The organism is Leptospiraceae bacterium, assembly GCA_024233835.1.
Taxonomy (GTDB): domain Bacteria; phylum Spirochaetota; class Leptospiria; order Leptospirales; family Leptospiraceae; genus JACKPC01.
In genome coordinates this window covers 2,020,280-2,036,676 of record JACKPC010000001.1, presented here as the reverse complement: position 1 = coordinate 2,036,676, position 16,397 = coordinate 2,020,280, and the positions used below count along the sequence as shown (strand labels likewise).

General features: G+C 37.8%; 13 protein-coding genes. 10 read left to right on the top strand and 3 right to left on the bottom strand.

Features of this window, described 5'->3' with window-relative positions:
* Positions 1–65: 65 nt before the first annotated feature.
* From H7A25_09210 to H7A25_09200, 3 genes are all read right to left on the bottom strand, one after another.
* Positions 66–1,001 (bottom strand): hypothetical protein, encoded by a 936-nt coding sequence (locus tag H7A25_09210; GenBank protein ID MCP5500068.1) that lies wholly within the window; start codon positions 999–1,001, stop codon positions 66–68.
* 317 nt (positions 1,002–1,318) lie between these two features.
* Positions 1,319–1,723: a hypothetical protein gene (locus tag H7A25_09205; protein ID MCP5500067.1), complete on the bottom strand. Its 405-nt coding sequence runs from the start codon at positions 1,721–1,723 to the stop codon at positions 1,319–1,321.
* Between the two features lie 80 nt (positions 1,724–1,803).
* Complete coding sequence (locus H7A25_09200) at positions 1,804–2,040, bottom strand: hypothetical protein (protein ID MCP5500066.1); 237 nt, start codon at positions 2,038–2,040, stop codon at positions 1,804–1,806.
* Between the two features lie 145 nt (positions 2,041–2,185).
* Between H7A25_09200 and H7A25_09195 the strand changes: the two genes are divergently transcribed.
* The 10 genes from H7A25_09195 to H7A25_09150 all read left to right on the top strand — a co-directional run bounded on the left by H7A25_09195 (position 2,186) and on the right by H7A25_09150 (position 16,388).
* Positions 2,186–4,702: a glycogen/starch/alpha-glucan phosphorylase gene (locus tag H7A25_09195; GenBank protein ID MCP5500065.1), complete on the top strand. Its 2,517-nt coding sequence runs from the start codon at positions 2,186–2,188 to the stop codon at positions 4,700–4,702.
* Between the two features lie 15 nt (positions 4,703–4,717).
* The gene (locus H7A25_09190; GenBank protein MCP5500064.1) at positions 4,718–5,395 is read left to right on the top strand and encodes a hypothetical protein; all 678 of its coding nucleotides are present in this window, start codon (positions 4,718–4,720) and stop codon (positions 5,393–5,395) included.
* A 166-nt stretch (positions 5,396–5,561) separates the two neighbouring features.
* Positions 5,562–6,047, top strand: coding sequence for a response regulator (locus H7A25_09185; GenBank protein MCP5500063.1), 486 nt, complete (start codon positions 5,562–5,564; stop codon positions 6,045–6,047).
* Positions 6,007–7,218 (top strand): HEAT repeat domain-containing protein, encoded by a 1,212-nt coding sequence (locus tag H7A25_09180; GenBank protein ID MCP5500062.1) that lies wholly within the window; start codon positions 6,007–6,009, stop codon positions 7,216–7,218. The genes H7A25_09185 and H7A25_09180 overlap by 41 nt, the downstream gene beginning before the upstream one ends.
* Positions 7,215–7,754 carry a hypothetical protein gene (locus H7A25_09175; protein MCP5500061.1) on the top strand — a complete coding sequence of 180 codons (540 nt, stop codon included), beginning with the start codon at positions 7,215–7,217 and terminating at the stop codon, positions 7,752–7,754. The genes H7A25_09180 and H7A25_09175 overlap by 4 nt, the downstream gene beginning before the upstream one ends.
* A 124-nt stretch (positions 7,755–7,878) precedes the next feature.
* A complete protein-coding gene (locus H7A25_09170) occupies positions 7,879–10,437 on the top strand; it encodes a SpoIIE family protein phosphatase (GenBank protein ID MCP5500060.1) in 2,559 nt (852 codons plus the stop codon).
* Positions 10,430–11,989, top strand: a complete 1,560-nt coding sequence (locus H7A25_09165) for a peptide ABC transporter substrate-binding protein (protein MCP5500059.1) — start codon at positions 10,430–10,432, stop codon at positions 11,987–11,989. Before H7A25_09170 ends, H7A25_09165 begins: the two co-directional genes overlap by 8 nt.
* Before the next feature lie 7 nt (positions 11,990–11,996).
* Positions 11,997–12,149 carry a hypothetical protein gene (locus H7A25_09160; GenBank protein MCP5500058.1) on the top strand — a complete coding sequence of 51 codons (153 nt, stop codon included), beginning with the start codon at positions 11,997–11,999 and terminating at the stop codon, positions 12,147–12,149.
* A 177-nt stretch (positions 12,150–12,326) separates the two neighbouring features.
* Positions 12,327–15,056, top strand: a complete 2,730-nt coding sequence (locus tag H7A25_09155) for a TonB-dependent receptor (GenBank protein ID MCP5500057.1) — start codon at positions 12,327–12,329, stop codon at positions 15,054–15,056.
* 6 nt (positions 15,057–15,062) lie between these two features.
* Positions 15,063–16,388, top strand: coding sequence for a thiol oxidoreductase (locus H7A25_09150; protein MCP5500056.1), 1,326 nt, complete (start codon positions 15,063–15,065; stop codon positions 16,386–16,388).
* Positions 16,389–16,397 lie beyond the last annotated feature (9 nt).

Below are 16,397 nucleotides of genomic sequence, written 5' to 3'. Positions count from 1 at the left end.
TCTACTTGATTTTACGATTTTCTTACTGCTTTTTCTCAGGTGTACGGGAATTGGGGTTTTGATTTCTACGTACACTCAAAAATGACCCCTTCAATAGGCAATTTTTCACCCGAACCTTTCAATTTCTTAAAGAGCTTTTCCGGCTTCATGCCGTAGCTCGAAAGAAAAAACTTCAACTTGTTCTTCCTTTCCTGATTGATATAATGGAAAGTCTTCATGGGGTTTTTTATTTGCTTCGGATCAAACCAGATGCCTTTCAGCCACTCTGAGAAGATAATTCGACTCTTTTCCTTTTCTGTTAAGGGAAAATAGAAAAACATTTTCGAGAGGGATTTTTTCATGAAAATGTCGGTCGAGACAATTAAGAAAGTATCGTATTCGTTTTTACTTACTGTATAAAGATAGTGCAGGGAAGACAGGCTGAAGGAAATAAAGTGAATTGACTTTCGAATATTCTCTTTATCAGGATGAGCGGCCAGCACGGACTCCAGGGTGTCGATAGTTCTCTCAATAAGAGCCTTTTCCTGAGGATTTAATATATCCGGAAAAAATTGAAAATTTGAAATATCGAATATCTTTCCGGAAAGTTTGAGTTCCAAATAAATATGGTGTTTCTTGTAGTATTCTTTCTCAATAAAGGTTCTGATAAACTTTTCGAGAGAATTGTTGAACATATACATCCGAGCTTCGGAAGGAAGCTTCTTCTTAAGCTTATCATGAACGATATAAACATTTCCATCTTTCCAGAGCCGTATATCCATTTCGAGGGAGTTTAAACCGGTAAAGGAAAAAGCAAAATCTGCTAAATCATGGGTTTCGCTATACTGTTCAATAAGTTTCCTTCGATTCAGGTTCTTGGGGTATTTCTTATGAGCCCCGAAGCGATGACCGATTATCTTCATACTGGAAGAAAACTCTACAAATTCTTCGAGTTTGTCCAGATAGGACTGAATCTTCTCTTTTGTACTGACCGGGTTTAATTCAATAGAAAACATAGACATAAGCTAACCTCACAACCATTACATAAAAGTTACAGTTCTATAGTTTTTTCGCAAGGAATTTAAACAGGAAAAGAAAAAAAAGTATATAATATATGGTAGCTTCTCTTCTCGGAAGGGAGAATAAAATCTTAAAATTACAAAAAAGAGTTACTGCTTCGGTAGATCCTAATAAAAGAATTTCACGAAGATGATTACATAGAATGGGAACGAGTGAAGCATAGCAAAGATAATTTGGATAAATATCTGATATATTAGCTTTTGATTGTAATGCTTAAGACAGAGGAAAAATAGAGTTTTAGAAAATGAAAATACTTTCCCTATTCTAAAATTTTTACCCCTTTTTTTAACAGAATTTCATAAAACTCTTTGTTATCCGGAGGGATTAGATAAATCTCGGCAGGATGCTCTTTAGATTTTTCCATAACCAGGAGGGCTTTATTGAAAAAATAATAAGAACTTCTTTTAAAGCTTAAATCTTTATAATCTATTTTTACTACACTCCTACCAGAAATGACAATAAAATCATCATAAAGGTTAATGCGAATAATGGGACCTTTGTATCTTATAAACCCAAATTTCCCGGCAGTCCTTAGAGAAAGAATAGGAGTTTTTCCGACTTCATCGGAATAGATATCCTGCGTTTTCTTAAGTACATTGTATAAAACTGCGGAAACAATTCCAATAACAAGAATGAAAAAAAAGATTATAGAAGGGAGTTTCATTTTACTATTATCGCATTTAAGATTTTATAATTAAATTCATTTTGCTTTTTTGTTTTTACGATTTTTCTAATTTATAATAATTAAAAGATATTAATCTGAATAAGTCGACCCTTGCTATTCAGGAAAAGAAAAGCAGAAAATACCTTCCCGGAGCCAAATTCTGGTTTATGCGAGATTTGCAGACCCGAAATATATCGACCTGAAGTTTCCTGAGAACTTTTTTCATCCGGAGAACTACAATTTCCAAAAAGCTCTACATCTTTGAGAAAGGAAAGTCCTCTCATAGAGAACAAAGCATTTTTCAGGTATTCACCCATCCCCTTCTCCCCGGTTATGAAGGTGATTTTAGCAAATATGTAGACGAAATTCCGGATTGTGCTTTTTTTTCTTTTAATAAGTAAAATTACTTGCTTCATTCTATTTGTAGAAAGAATTTATTCAATCTAGCGGAGGCTTTATTAAATGACTGATAACAATTCCAATCACGAGTCGCTCTGGAACTTATTATCCCAGGAGCGGGAAGTGAATCTTGAGAGGATGAAAAAATCCTTTGTTCACCATCTCAATTACACGATAGGGAAACATAAATTTAATACTACAGAAAAAGACATCTATGAAGCTCTGAGTTATACAGTGCGAGACCTTTTAATCGACCGTTTTAACATGACTCAGCGCCATTACCGGCAAAGCAATCCAAAACGAGTTTATTACCTATCTCTTGAATTTCTAATGGGACGTGCCCTTTCCAATGCCCTGATTAATCTCGGTGTATTTGACATCGCCAGAGACCTGTTAAGTGAATTTGGCTATAAAATGGATGATATTATTGAATACGAACCCGATGCCGGCCTCGGAAACGGAGGTCTGGGAAGGCTCGCGGCCTGCTTCATGGACTCTATGGCCACTTTGAATCTTCCCGGTTACGGATATGGAATTCGTTATGACTACGGAATGTTTAACCAGCATATCGTAAACGGAGCACAGGTAGAAAAACCTGACCACTGGTTAGCCGATGGAAATCCCTGGGGACTTCTCCGGGCAGATACCGAATACCCGGTTTCTTTCTACGGTCATGTTGAAAACAGTATAGACCCTACCGGAAAGGTTGTGCCGGTCTGGAAATCGACAGAAACCGTTCTTGCGGTTCCGAATGATTATCCTATTCCCGGATTCAATACAAATACGGTGAATGACCTGAGGCTCTGGACAGCCAAATCTTCTACCGAGTTTAACCTGGATTATTTCAACCACGGGGACTACCTGAAAGCCGTAGAAGATAAGCAGGTAAGTGAAAATATTTCCCGTGTGCTATATCCTAATGATACAACTCAACAGGGAAAAATTCTTCGACTGAAACAGCAATATTTCATGGTATCAGCCAGTTTACAGGATATTATTAACCGTTATAAACGAAATAATAAAGGCTATGAAAGATTCCCGGAAGAAGTATCTATTCAGCTAAATGATACCCATCCGAGTATCGCTATCCCGGAACTAATGAGAATCCTGGTAGACATAGAAAAACTGACCTGGGATGAAGCCTGGCGCATCACCACTCATGTATTTGCCTATACCAACCATACCGTTCTTCCGGAAGCCCTCGAAACCTGGAATGTAAGTCTGATTGAGTATCTCCTTCCGAGACACATGCAGATTATTTACGAAATCAACTATAAGTTCTTAGAAGAAGCCAAGAAAAGTGGAAAAGTTACCGATGCAGAGCTGGCTGATATGTCAGTCATTATGGAAGGCGATGAAAAGAAACTCCGGATGGCGAATCTTTCTGTTATCGGAAGTCACAGTGTGAATGGAGTAGCCGCTCTTCATACCGAACTTCTAAAAGATCTGGTTTTTAAAGCTTTTTATAAATATTTCCCTGAAAAATTTAATAACAAGACTAACGGCATTTCCCAGAGACGCTTCCTGATTAAGGCCAATCCTACTCTTTCAAAAATTCTCAGCAAACGGGTGGGTGACAGTTTCGGGACCAATCTATCAACCCTGAAGGGCCTCGAAGCCCATGCAGATGATCCGGGTTTACACGAAGAATGGCAAAACTGTAAGAAAGAAAATAAGGTAGTTCTCTCGAAAATTATTACCGACCTTTGCAACATCGATGTAGACTTAAACTCGATCTTTGACGTTCAGGTGAAACGTTTCCATGAATACAAGAGACAGTTGTTAAACATCCTGCATGTCATTAAACTCTATATTCAACTTAATGAAAAACCTTACATGGAGATGGTTCCAAGAACCTTTATCTTCGGTGGAAAGGCTGCTCCGGGTTATTATATGGCGAAATTAATCCTGAGATTCATCAATGCGGTTGGAGATATCATCAATAATGACCGTAAAGTTGATGGTAGAATCAAGGTAGTTTTTCTTCCAAATTATAGCGTTTCTCTGGCAGAAAAGATTTTTCCGGCTTCTGATCTATCAGAACAAATTTCTACAGCCGGAACCGAGGCCAGCGGAACCGGGAATATGAAATTTGCCCTGAATGGAGCTCTGACTATTGGAACTCTGGATGGAGCCAATATTGAAATCATGGAAGAAGTTGGAGAAGAAAATATTTTCATCTTTGGTTTAAAAACTCCTGAAGTTCTGGATCTGAAAGCAAAAGGATATAACCCTCAAGAATATATCAATAGAGATCCCTACTTGCCGAGAATTTTTACCCTTATCCGTGAGAACTTCTTCTCAAGAGAAATCAGCGACCTCTTTAAACCGATTCATGATAGTCTCATTTTTGAAGATAAATACATGATAATGGCAGATTTCAAAGCCTACTGCGACTGTCAGAACCTGGTTTCCGAAGAATATAAGAACAAAAAACTCTGGACCAAAAAGTCCATCCTGAACGTTGCCAGAATTGGAAAATTCTCCTCGGATAGAACTATTCAACAATATGCTGATGAAATCTGGAAAGTAAAACCTAACAGCGGTCTTATGGAACCGGCGGCAAAATATAAAATATAGACAGAAGGATTATTCATGAAAGAGAAATTAATAGAAGTTAACGAGTTTATTGATAAGAGAGAAACTCCCGGACACTTAGAAAGGGCAATAAACCGACTTTTGGAATTAAAGGCTGAGTTCCCGGATGAAGATATTATCTGTGGAAAGCTTTCCAGTGCCTATTTCTATAAGGGACTCTACGAAGAAAATGCAAAGAAACAGGAAGTTTACTACGAACACGGGGTGAACTACGGAAAAGAAGCTATCTCGATGAATCCCAAAGCCATTTATGGAAACTACTGGTATGCTTCCAATGTAGGAATGCTGGGTATCTGTAAAGGAATTATGGCTTCTCTCGCTTCGATCGAACCGACAAAAAAGAGCTTTGAAATTGTCCTAAAAGAAAATGAGAATTTTTTCTTTGCCGGACCGCACAGGGCTCTGGGACGTCTTTACCACCAGGCACCGGGCTGGCCAATTTCCATTGGAAACAAAACAAAGGCCGTCGATCACCTCGAAAGAAGTATAGAATTAGCACCGGATTTTATGAACAATCGTCTCTTTTTGGCCGAACTTTATATTGATATAGGCAAGAAACCCAAGGCGAAAGAACACCTCGAATGGCTCGAAGCAACCGAACCCAAAGAGGACCATAAAATCGAGGATAATATTTATAGAGAAAAGGGAATTAAAATATTAAAAAAATATTTTTAATTTTTGGATTCCGTGTATTGAAGGCGACCCTCCGGAGGGTCGCCTTCGCGAAGGTCGCCTTCGGTGATACAACAATATTTTAAATAAAAATGATTCAAAGGTTGACAAAATTTATGATTTCCGATATTATTTTCGGGAATGTTAGTTTCGGAGTATTCAGGATAAGATGAGTAAAGGTTATATAATTTGTGTAGATGATGAAGAATCCGTTCTGGAAACCCTCCAGGAACAGCTAAAAACTCATTTCGGAGAAACAAACGAAATCGAAACAGCTTTAAGTGCAGAAGATGCTCTTGAATTAATTGATGAAATTCTTGAAAGTGGAGAAATTATAGAGTTGGTAATTTCCGACCAGGTAATGCCCGGTATAAAGGGAGACGAATTTCTCGAAATCACACACAAAAAACTTCCTGATGCTATTAAAATTCTTCTGACAGGTCAAGCCGGGCTTGATTCCGCTATTAATGCTATCAACAAGGGTGGCCTGAGCCGATATGTAGAAAAACCCTGGGATATTAAGACTCTGAGCAATGACATTCGAACTTTATTGGACAGATTCCGTCAAAACTTGGAGACTCAGCATCTGTTGAATGAACTCAATAGAAGAATCGATGAACTGGAAGAAGAAAATCAAAAACTTAAAAACACTTAGCTTTTTACTTATACTGATAATTAATCCTGGCCTATACCCAAAAGATGTGATTGTTAGTGGAGTGGAAGGAAACAAGAAACACTTAGACCCCACCGATCCACTCATGAAAAAAAAAGCGGTTCTAGAAAAAGTCCTGAAATACGGTACTCACAAGGAACGAAAAGCTGCCATGCGGGAAGTACCAAGCCTTCCTTCCGAATACTGTCAGGACATTTACAACATCCTCTCTGATATTATCCAGAATGATAGAGATAATAGCGTAAAAATTGTTAGCCTGCAAACCCTATCCAAAATGAATGATACCTCTCATTCCAACGAAATCATCGCAGCCTTAAAAGATAAATCCCCGGATGTAAAAGAGGCCGCAATCAGTGCCATTCAAAAAATGAAATTAGAACCGGCTGCGAGCGAAATCCTTGAGATGTTAAAAAAGCAGGATTTTAATAAAAATCAAACGATTACTAATATGCTGATTAACACCCTTGCAGATATTGATGCGAATAAAATAGGTTTCGATTTTTTACACGAAAAAGTTAAATCTCCCCTGACTATCACAGAATATAAAGCGGCCATAGCCCTTTATTTTGGAAAAACAAAAGATACTCGTTCTGAAGATGCCCTGATTCAAATGGCTTCTGACGAAAATGAAAATACAATCGTTCGCTCCTATGCCATTAGTTCTTTAAGTAAATTAAAATCTACCCGATCTATTGAACCCATTCGAAATATATTGAACGAAATCAATGAAAGAAAAAGCAAAACTGACCAGAAGAAGTATTCTTCCCTGAAATTATATGCAATGAGTGCTCTCGTGGCTCTGGGAGATTCAAATGTTCTCGGTGAACTCATTGCCTATGCAAAAGATGATGATGCTTCGGTTCGTCTCAGGGCCATTCAACAGTTGGCCGATCTGGAAGATGATTCAATTTATGAACTCATTGAATATAAAGCCCAGAGAGACCCGGACAGAAGGGTGCAGACCCAGGCCAAAAAAATTCTCGAACAGATGAAAAAGAAGAGAGAAGAGAAAAAGAAAACAGAATCTAATAGTTCTAATAGCAATCAGCCTATAGAGAATTTAAAAATCGATGGTAAAGACAGTGATGGAAATCTGATACATAGTTCTGATTATGGGACTGATATAGTTCCGGAGAAGAAATTAAACCCATGAGAATCCTGATTTTATTCATCCTTCTGCTCACAAATCTTTTAGCAGAAAGCAAGGATCCGGCCCTTAAATTTAAAGAAGGAATTCCGGATAAAGCAAAGCGAATCTTAGATTTTAAAAAAGAACCGAAGCAGGCCTGTCTTCTTCTTTCCTACAAAGGAAAAGAAGAAGATTATGCCGTGTTTTATGATAAGAACGGACAGGACTTCTATATTCATTATAGAAGGAATAAGTTCGATAGAGAAGCTGAGAAAAAGTTAATCGGACTTCAAAAAGGTTTAAGCTATATCATCTCAGCAAGGCTTACTGCCTATTTCGTTTACAAAAGTGGAGTTCATACCTTCCCCGCCCCTCAAAAGAAAGAGCTTTCTCTCGTTTCAGAAGAAGAACGTAAAGAAGCTTCAAATGTTCCGATTTTAGAACCCGGTTCTATTTCTGATTGTTCGAATGAGGGAGAACTTCAACGCTATAAAGGATTCGAATTCCCCTATAAAGACAAATTTTTCCAACCCATACATCCATCCGAATTATTATTTTAATACCTGATAATTCATCTTCCAAGTATTTTTCTTTAAAACAAAAAAAAATCATTTACTCATAGTTTGGATGGGTATATTCTAATAAAAAATAGAACATTGAACTTTAATTTTTTCGGGTGGGCAAATGCTTAAATTTATACTAAAATACTTAAACATCTTTAAATTTATTCGAGACCTGAATCTTCAAACGAAGATGATTTCTCTAATTACAGGCGTAGTGTTAATCAGTGTAGTTCCTCTTTCCATGATCGTCTTACAGCGAAACCAGGCTGTAGTGAGAGGAAAGACTCTGGAAGTATGTCGAAATCTTGGAGATCATATTTCCAACCTCGCCCGTGAAGAATTATTAGTAGATGAAACCTATGATGCTACAAAATCGGCAGTGAACCGATTAAAAAAAAGTAAAATAGCAGGTTTAAAGAGCATTTATGTTTTAAATGTTGATGGCAAGTATGTCGCTGATTTACATGAAACAAAGACAAATACAACCCTGGATAAATCAGAAAATGCAGCTTTTTTACTTTTAAAAGACATACAGGAAGAAGAATTAAAAATAGGAAAGGATCAAATTCTTCGCTTCTCTTACCCGATTTCCATTATTATACAGAACAAGATCTTACCGGTAGGAACAGCGGTTTTTGAGTTTGATAGTACGGAAGTTTATAGACCTGTAGAGCAAATTCGAACCACCATTTTTACTGTCTCTACAGCAGCCCTGGGTGTAGCCATTCTGATTGCGATACTCTCAGCTTTATATTTTACCAGGCCGATTAAAAAGCTTACAGAAGGCGCCCAGATAATCGGTGAAGGAAAACTCAGTCATAGAATTGTTATCAAACGACAGGATGAATTCGGTAAATTAGCCAATCGTTTCAATGAAATGACCGCCCAGATACAGGACTTTACCCAGAATCTTGAACAGAAAGTTCAACAGAGAACAGAAGAATTAAATAAGTCTTTGCAGGAAGTTCGAGCCCTAAAAATTGCCCAGGATGGAGATTACTATTTAACCTCCCTGCTTTTAAATCCCCTACAACCTAATAATAATAATTCCAGTTTTATTAAGACTGAGTTTTTTATTGAACAAAAGAAAAAGTTCAAATTCCGCAAATGGGACGCACAAATTGGTGGAGATATTTGTATTTCAGAAAGTATTCGTTTGAATGGCAGAAATTATACCGTTGTTTTAAACGGAGACGCCATGGGGAAATCCATTCAGGGTGCCGGTGGTGCTCTCGTTCTGGGTGTGGTGTTTAATGCTGCCCTATCTCGAACCAAGCTCCTGCGTAATGAGAAGTTCTTTCCGGAAATCTGGCTCAGAGAACGTTTCCTCGACTTACATAACGTATTTATTTCTTTCGATGGTTCCATGTATATTTCCGTTTTTATGGCACTCATTGAAGAAGATACAGGTGTCATGTACTACCTGAATGCTGAACATCCCTGGACTGTACTCTACAGGGACAACCAGGCCAGTTTCTTAGAAGAAGAATTAATGATACGTAAATTAGGAACTCCCGATCAGGAAGATATGTTCCGAGTTCGAGTTTTTCAAATGTTCGATGGAGATGTGGTATTTACCGGTTCAGATGGTAGAGATGACTTGATTATTAAAAATCAACAAACAGGTGAAGAATTTATTCAGGAAGATGAAACTCAGTTCTTAAGACGTGTAGAAGAAGGAGAAGGAATTCTCGAAAAAGTTGTAGAAAAAGTGCGAAATACGGGTAAATTGATGGATGATTTCTCCCTAATAAAAATTACCTATCAGGCCAATCCTGTTCTCCTTGAATCTCAAAATAACTTCTATAACGAATATCATGAAAAAATAATGAAATCGGATCAATTAATCAAAGCCGGACAGGAGATTGAAGCAATTAAATACCTTGAGGACCTATATTCACCGGATAAAAAGTTTCCGGAACTTCTAAAGATTCTGGGAAGGCTTTATTATTCTTCTAAGAAATATGAGAATGCAAGAGAATGCCTGCAAAACTACATATCCTTAATTCCTACGGACAATAACTATATTTATCTTCTTTCTGATACCTACAGAAATTTGGGAGAACTGGAAAAGGCAGCCGATTATGGAGAGAGGTTATTCGTGCGAGATCAGGGTCATTTTTTGAATCTTGTAAACCTTGTAAAAATTTATTACAAATTAGAAATATATAGTCGAGCACTCAAAATGATTTTGCGGGCGGTTGATATGAATCCGGATGCAGAAGAAGTATCCGAACTTTATCAGAATATTGTAAAATCTTCCAAAAAAGGAAAAAGTCAGATAGAAGAATATGAGCTTCAACCGGAACTTCAAAAGAAAAATATCGAAGAACATTTAAAAAAGGCCTCAGAATATTATAAGGCCGGTAAATATATTCAGGCAAAAATGGAATATCACCATGTTCTTTCCCTCGATGAAACCCACACTTTTGCCATGTGGAAGTTAGCAAACACCTATTTTAAGTTAGGTGAGCACCTTTCTGCGACAAAATACTATAATCGTTGTATTGCACTTCAACCCAATAACTATCAAGCTCGAAATAATATAGGAAAAATTCATTACCTGCATAAAAATTTCACGGAAGCCAAAAGACAATGGGAACGTTCTCTTGAATTAAACAAGAGTTTTCAACCTGCCAGAATTAATTTGAAGAAATTAAAGGAAGAAGCGAATGTATAAAAAAATCATTGCCGGACTACTCTCAGTAGTTTTCTTATTTTTTCCTTTTTTCTTATATGCCGAAGCTTCGACTTCTTCTGTTAGAGTTTTATTATCTTCTGATAACTCGATTTATGAAAGGGTTTTATATGGTATTCGAACAGTTTTTGAAAAAGATCTGGCGGTTTCCTATCTCGATATTGTTAATTCCGAAAATCAGGATATTAAATCTTATTTCAAAAAATTAGAAGACTCCGGACTTTCTTTACTCATTGCAGTGGGTCCGGCTGCTGCCCGCGTTGCTTCTGAGAATTTGGAAAAAACTCCCATTATTTTTTCTATGGTAAACTTTCCTAAATCCTTACCTATTGCAGAGGGAAAAGCCTGCGGGGTAAGTATGGATATTTCCATTGACGAATTCTTCAGAACCCTAAAAGACATTAATCCCAATATACGCAATGTGTATTCCTTTTATTCTACAGACGAAGGGGAATATATCGCAGGAGAAGGTAAATACAGGGACTTACAAAACAAGTTAATTTATCACACTAAAAAAATAGTAAACCCGGCAGAATTTGAAGAACAGTTAAAAACATTAAAAGGAAAGGCAGATGCTTTTTATATGATAAATGACCCTCTATTCAATAGGGCTCGTTTTCAGATTCTCTCAGATTTCTGTAAGCAAAATAAAATTGTCTTAATGACTTCTTTCCCTTCTCTCGTTAAACTGGGTGCAACTTTCGCTATCAGTCCGGATTATAGTAAAATAGGAGTAATGACCGGAAATATGAGCAACCGGATTATTGAAAAAAAAAGCAATTGCCTGAATGAAGGAGTAGCCAGTCCCGACCAGTCTTCTCTGTATGTAAACAATACGTATGCCAAATCTTCCGGTATAGAACTTCCTGAAACAGTACTAAAAAAAGCCAAGTTAACCCGTTTTTTTAATGCCGGGGTAAATTTGATGAATGATGGAAAATATAAATCAGCCAAAATTGTCTTTGAAGCTATCCTGCAAAGAGATCCCGAAAACCAGGCTGCCCAATCCTATTTAAACCTTTTAATTGAACGTTTGACCAGTGCAAAAACAAAAGACTTGTTAGAAAAAGCAGATCATTACTTTGATACAAAACGTTATTCTCTGGCTATGGCTGAGTATAAAACTGTCTCCAGAATCAACCCCAACATTAAGTATGCTGAAGAAAGATACAAGGAATCGGTAAGACGTTTAAGTGAAGAGCAGAGGACCCAGGCCAGTTATTATGCCGCTCATGACAGGCCTTTTGAAGCTATCCGAACCTACCAACAATCTATCGCTACACTTCCTTCTAATACAAGGGCCGTTGCAGAGCTTGCCAATCTTCGTGCCCAGGAAAGAAAGAAAATTCCGGTTTATTTAAAGAACGGAATAGATGAATACAATAAGCGAAATTATGCTTCAGCCCAGCCAATCTTTGAAAATATACTTTTAGTTGATAATGGAAATAAACAGGCTACGGAATATCTCAGGTTATCAAAAAAGAAACGGGAAGCAGTTTTGCGCTTGAAGGAAAAATTGAAGGATCTAAAATAGAGTATCTATGTGGCAGATACTCATTTTGTTTTTCTTATCTAGCTTTTCTTTATTTTCCAGGGAAACCCAAATTGTCATTTTACAACAATTTGAACCCTATTCAGGCCTAAAAGATGAAAAAATTTCCGATGAAATAAAACTAAAATTACAATATGTTTGATCATCGGAATCTTTTACTTTTATTCATTGCTCCACTGATACTCCCTCCTGCTTAGAAGAAGGCCGAATCAAAAAAGCAAAATTTTTAGTCAGGGGGTATTACAAAAAAGATAAGAATCTATCTATTTATTCCCAAATTCTAAACATTGATACCGGTAAAATTATTGACGCTATCAACGTGAGCGATGAAATACAGGGTCTTGAAAATTTGGCACTACCCGAAGAAGAAATGAATGAAAAGGATAGCAACCGAATTTCTGACTTTAGCCGCAAGTTAATTATCCGCCTTCGTTCTAACCCCGAACGCAACGAAAACAGAGGAAATGTGGATGAATATATATTAAACTCTCCTGTTATTACTCACAAACCTGAACTGAAAAATTTCATTATCAAGGAAGATTTAAATGTCGCGTCCGAAGAAGTTTTTAAGCTTTTAGAAGAGCAAATTGTTGTAACCGCCACCAAAAAAGAAGAACGTTTGAGCGATGCACCTGCCAGTATGACGGTTATCACAAGAGAGGATATCGAACGTTATGGATACAGGAGTTTATCCGAGGCCCTGGCTCGAGTTCCGGAAGTTTATGTGCATTACCTCGGTCATAATATGAATGCTGACTTTCGGGGATTTTATGCCAATAACGTTTCGAGGCGTGTTCTCTATCTACTTAATGGCATGAAACTAAATGACCGTTTTCACTTTGGAGATTTTTATCCGGATGTATTCAGTGATTTAAATAATGTGGAGAGAATCGAGGTGATTCGGGGACCGGGAGCTTCTCTTTATGGAAACAATTCGGTTTTAGGTGTTGTGAATATAATAACCCGTAAGGCCAAAAAAGACGAGGCTACAGCCCTGATTGCCGAATTTTCTGACGTCAAAAAAGACTCCATGATAGGAAAAATTCAGGTAATCCATAACAAGGTATACTCGGAAAATCTGAGTTTTTTAGCAGATGTAAGCTATTATGAAGGAGCTGTCCTATATAATACAAATACTTCCTGGGAGAATGGTTATGGAAAAAATGGTGTTACCTATGCCAACTATTCCACCGATGCTTACTTCTTTGCTGACCCTACGACCAATCAATCTTCCCAATTTAAAGGAATGAAACTACCGAATTTTAATCTGCGTGTAGATTATAAGGATATAAGCCTCGGAGCTTTTTTATATACAAGAAGAACCAATTGGATCTGGCCTAAAGACAACAACTCCTTCGGACACCCGGATAATGATAGGGTCTGGGGAACCGGCTCCTTATACCTTCAATATAATCCTACCGACAATCTATTGGGAAAACTTGGTTTCAAATCAACCCTGAGTTATGATATCAACACAAACAGAGAAATTGCCGATTTTGATACCATTAAATCGAGAAGCCGAATCGGGAGCGTATCTTATTCCAATTCTCAAAGCGCCTGGATAAAATTATTCGAAGGAAGCTATATTAACTATGTCCAATTTTTAAGAAGTATTAACCCCTATCTTCTCTCCAATGCTGGTCTCGAAAATGAAGTATTAAAAAACGGAGGAGGAACTCGATTCGTCTATCATGGGATTGACAAAACCGTTTCAGGTAATTTTCAGCTCACTCCTTATGAATCCAAAGAATTTACCTTCATGATGGGAGGAAATGCTCTTATCGCTGACTATGATAACTATCAAAAATTTACTTTCCGAAATAATCAATTCATCGGTTTTGCACGCTGGGGAGGAATTTCAGCAGAAGGCTGGTCTGCGGGAAGCTGGCTTCAGGGAATTTTTCATCCCACGAACAATGTGACGGTAACTACAGGACTGCGATACGATTACCGCTATATAGACCGAGTATACAGGCAGTTAGGTGGGGCTGTAAAATACGACTGCGTTTCTTCTGATAATGTAAGTCCGAATTTACCGGCTATAGAAATTTCGGCGATACCCAAAAACGGTAAATTTGGCTGTGCTCCAACGAAAACAGACAGACAAATTGCAACTGACTTAACTCCACGCATTGCTCTAAATTACCGTTTTAGTAATACCCAGAATATAAGGCTCCTATATGGAGAAGCTTTTCGGGCCGTCCCTTCTCAGGAGATTAACCGATTACCGGCTGACTATGGAGAAGCTAAATCGGAGAAATCGAAAAATTATGAGTTTATCTATTCAGGCCGGTATTGGAAACGATTTGATTTGACAACAAACTTCTTTCACCTTATCGGCTCCCAAATTTATGCTTATAATCCAAATACCAGCTCTTTCAGTGCAGCTTCAGGCTGGAAGAATTCGGGTGTTTCTCTGGCCCTGCATTATTTTGAAAAACTCTATGAAGCCTGGGGAAATGTGTCTTTATATAAACTCCGTAGGGTAATTGACTCCTATGCGTTTACAGTGTATCCGGGTTCAAAAGAACTTCTGGACTCAACTTTCGAAAAACCGAATAATCCTTATCCAAATGGTTATCCTATCTCGGAGGAAAGGCCCCTTGACAGTCCCCAGCTATTATTCAAATTAGGTGGAAGTTATATGATTGCAAAAGCAACCAGTATAGCCCTGGAGATCTATCATAATGGAAAAATAGAAGAAATTTATCCGGCAAGAAATCAGGTTCTCTGGATCAATGGTGAAGCTAAATTAACTCCCGGTGGTTCCGGGTCTAATATAGAAATGTATGAAAAATACTATGTTCCGGCCAGCACCTATGTAAATTTGACTCTAAGCAAAAAATGGGAAAATGGACTTCGATTCTTATTTAAGGTAGAAAATGCTTTTAATCAGCCCGTATTTGGGGTTCTGACTTACGATTCCGAAGGTTCTTTTGGTTCTTTTAATTCCACAGATCCAAATCCCTATTCCCGCGGCTATGAAAGACCGCATCAACTTCCGAGTTTTGGAAGACTCTACCATTTTCAACTGAGTTATAACTTATAAAGAAACATGCGCTATCTCTTACTTTTACTAATAGTTTTTATAGTTTCCTGCACGGAAAACTTACACGAAGCTTATTCCGGTGGAGAAACGACGGTATTTGATAGATCTCTTAATGCTTTTAATAAAATAGCCTCCAATATAAAAGAACAGGAAAAGGTTCTCAGCTTTAACAGGGGCAACCAGATTTTTAAAGCGCTCTGGTCTAATGATGGCATAAGTCCTTTTCAGGGTCTCGGCCCTTTGCACAATTCAAATTCCTGTAACGGCTGTCATTTTTTAGGGGGAAGAGGACGCAACCGCTATGAATCGGAAACTATTTTTCATTCCCTGATTTTTAAAATTAAAACCAAAGATAATTCCTTATATGGCTTACAATTGCAGGATAAATCCATTCCTGAAGTTTCTCCGGAAGCTGTAGCAGATCTCAGGTTCGAAGAAATAAAAGGAAGCTTTCCAGATGGAGAAACATTTAGCTTAAGAAAACCGATATATTCTTTTTCGAGATGGGCACATAAACCCCCTGTGGACCTAGACTTTTCTCCGAGGGTGGCCCCGGTGATATACGGTATGGGTCTTTTAAGTCTTATTTCTGAAGCTGAGTTACAGACAATCGCTGATCCGGAGGATAAAAATAAAGATGGAATTTCAGGTAGATTAAACCGGGTCTTTCATTTAAAGACAAAACAGGTAAAGATAGGACGATTTGGTTGGAAAGCTAACCAGCCTGATATAGAACAGCTTATAGCTTTAGCTTTACACGAGGACATGGGAATTACCTCAAGACTCATTCCTTACCAGAATTGTACCGAGAAGCAAAGAGACTGCAAGAAAGCTCAGAGTTTCGGGCCTGAAATTGATCCGAATATGTTTAAAGATTTATTATATTATACTATGCTGGTTGCCGTTCCAGCCGCGAGAAACGTGGAAAGAGAAGAATTTAAAGAAGGCAAACACATATTTAAACAACTATCCTGTGATAGTTGTCATAAGCCGAAATTCACAACAATTGAAGATAAAGATTTTCCGGAACTTTCGAAGCAAAAAATTCGACCCTATACTGATTTACTCTTACACGAGATGGGAGATGATTTAGCTGATGGCTATGAAGATGGAGAAGCGAAAGCTAAGGAATGGAGAACCTCTCCCCTCTGGGGAATCGGGCTTTACCTCGAAGTGAGCCAGCATTCCGAACTATTGCACGACGGAAGAGCGAGAGGAATCCAGGAAGCGATTCTCTGGCATGGAGGAGAAGCACAAAAAAGTAAAGAAACCTTTATGAATCTCCCTAAAACGGAGAGGGAAAAACTCTTGTATTTCCTGCAATCTTTGTAAATCCTAAAT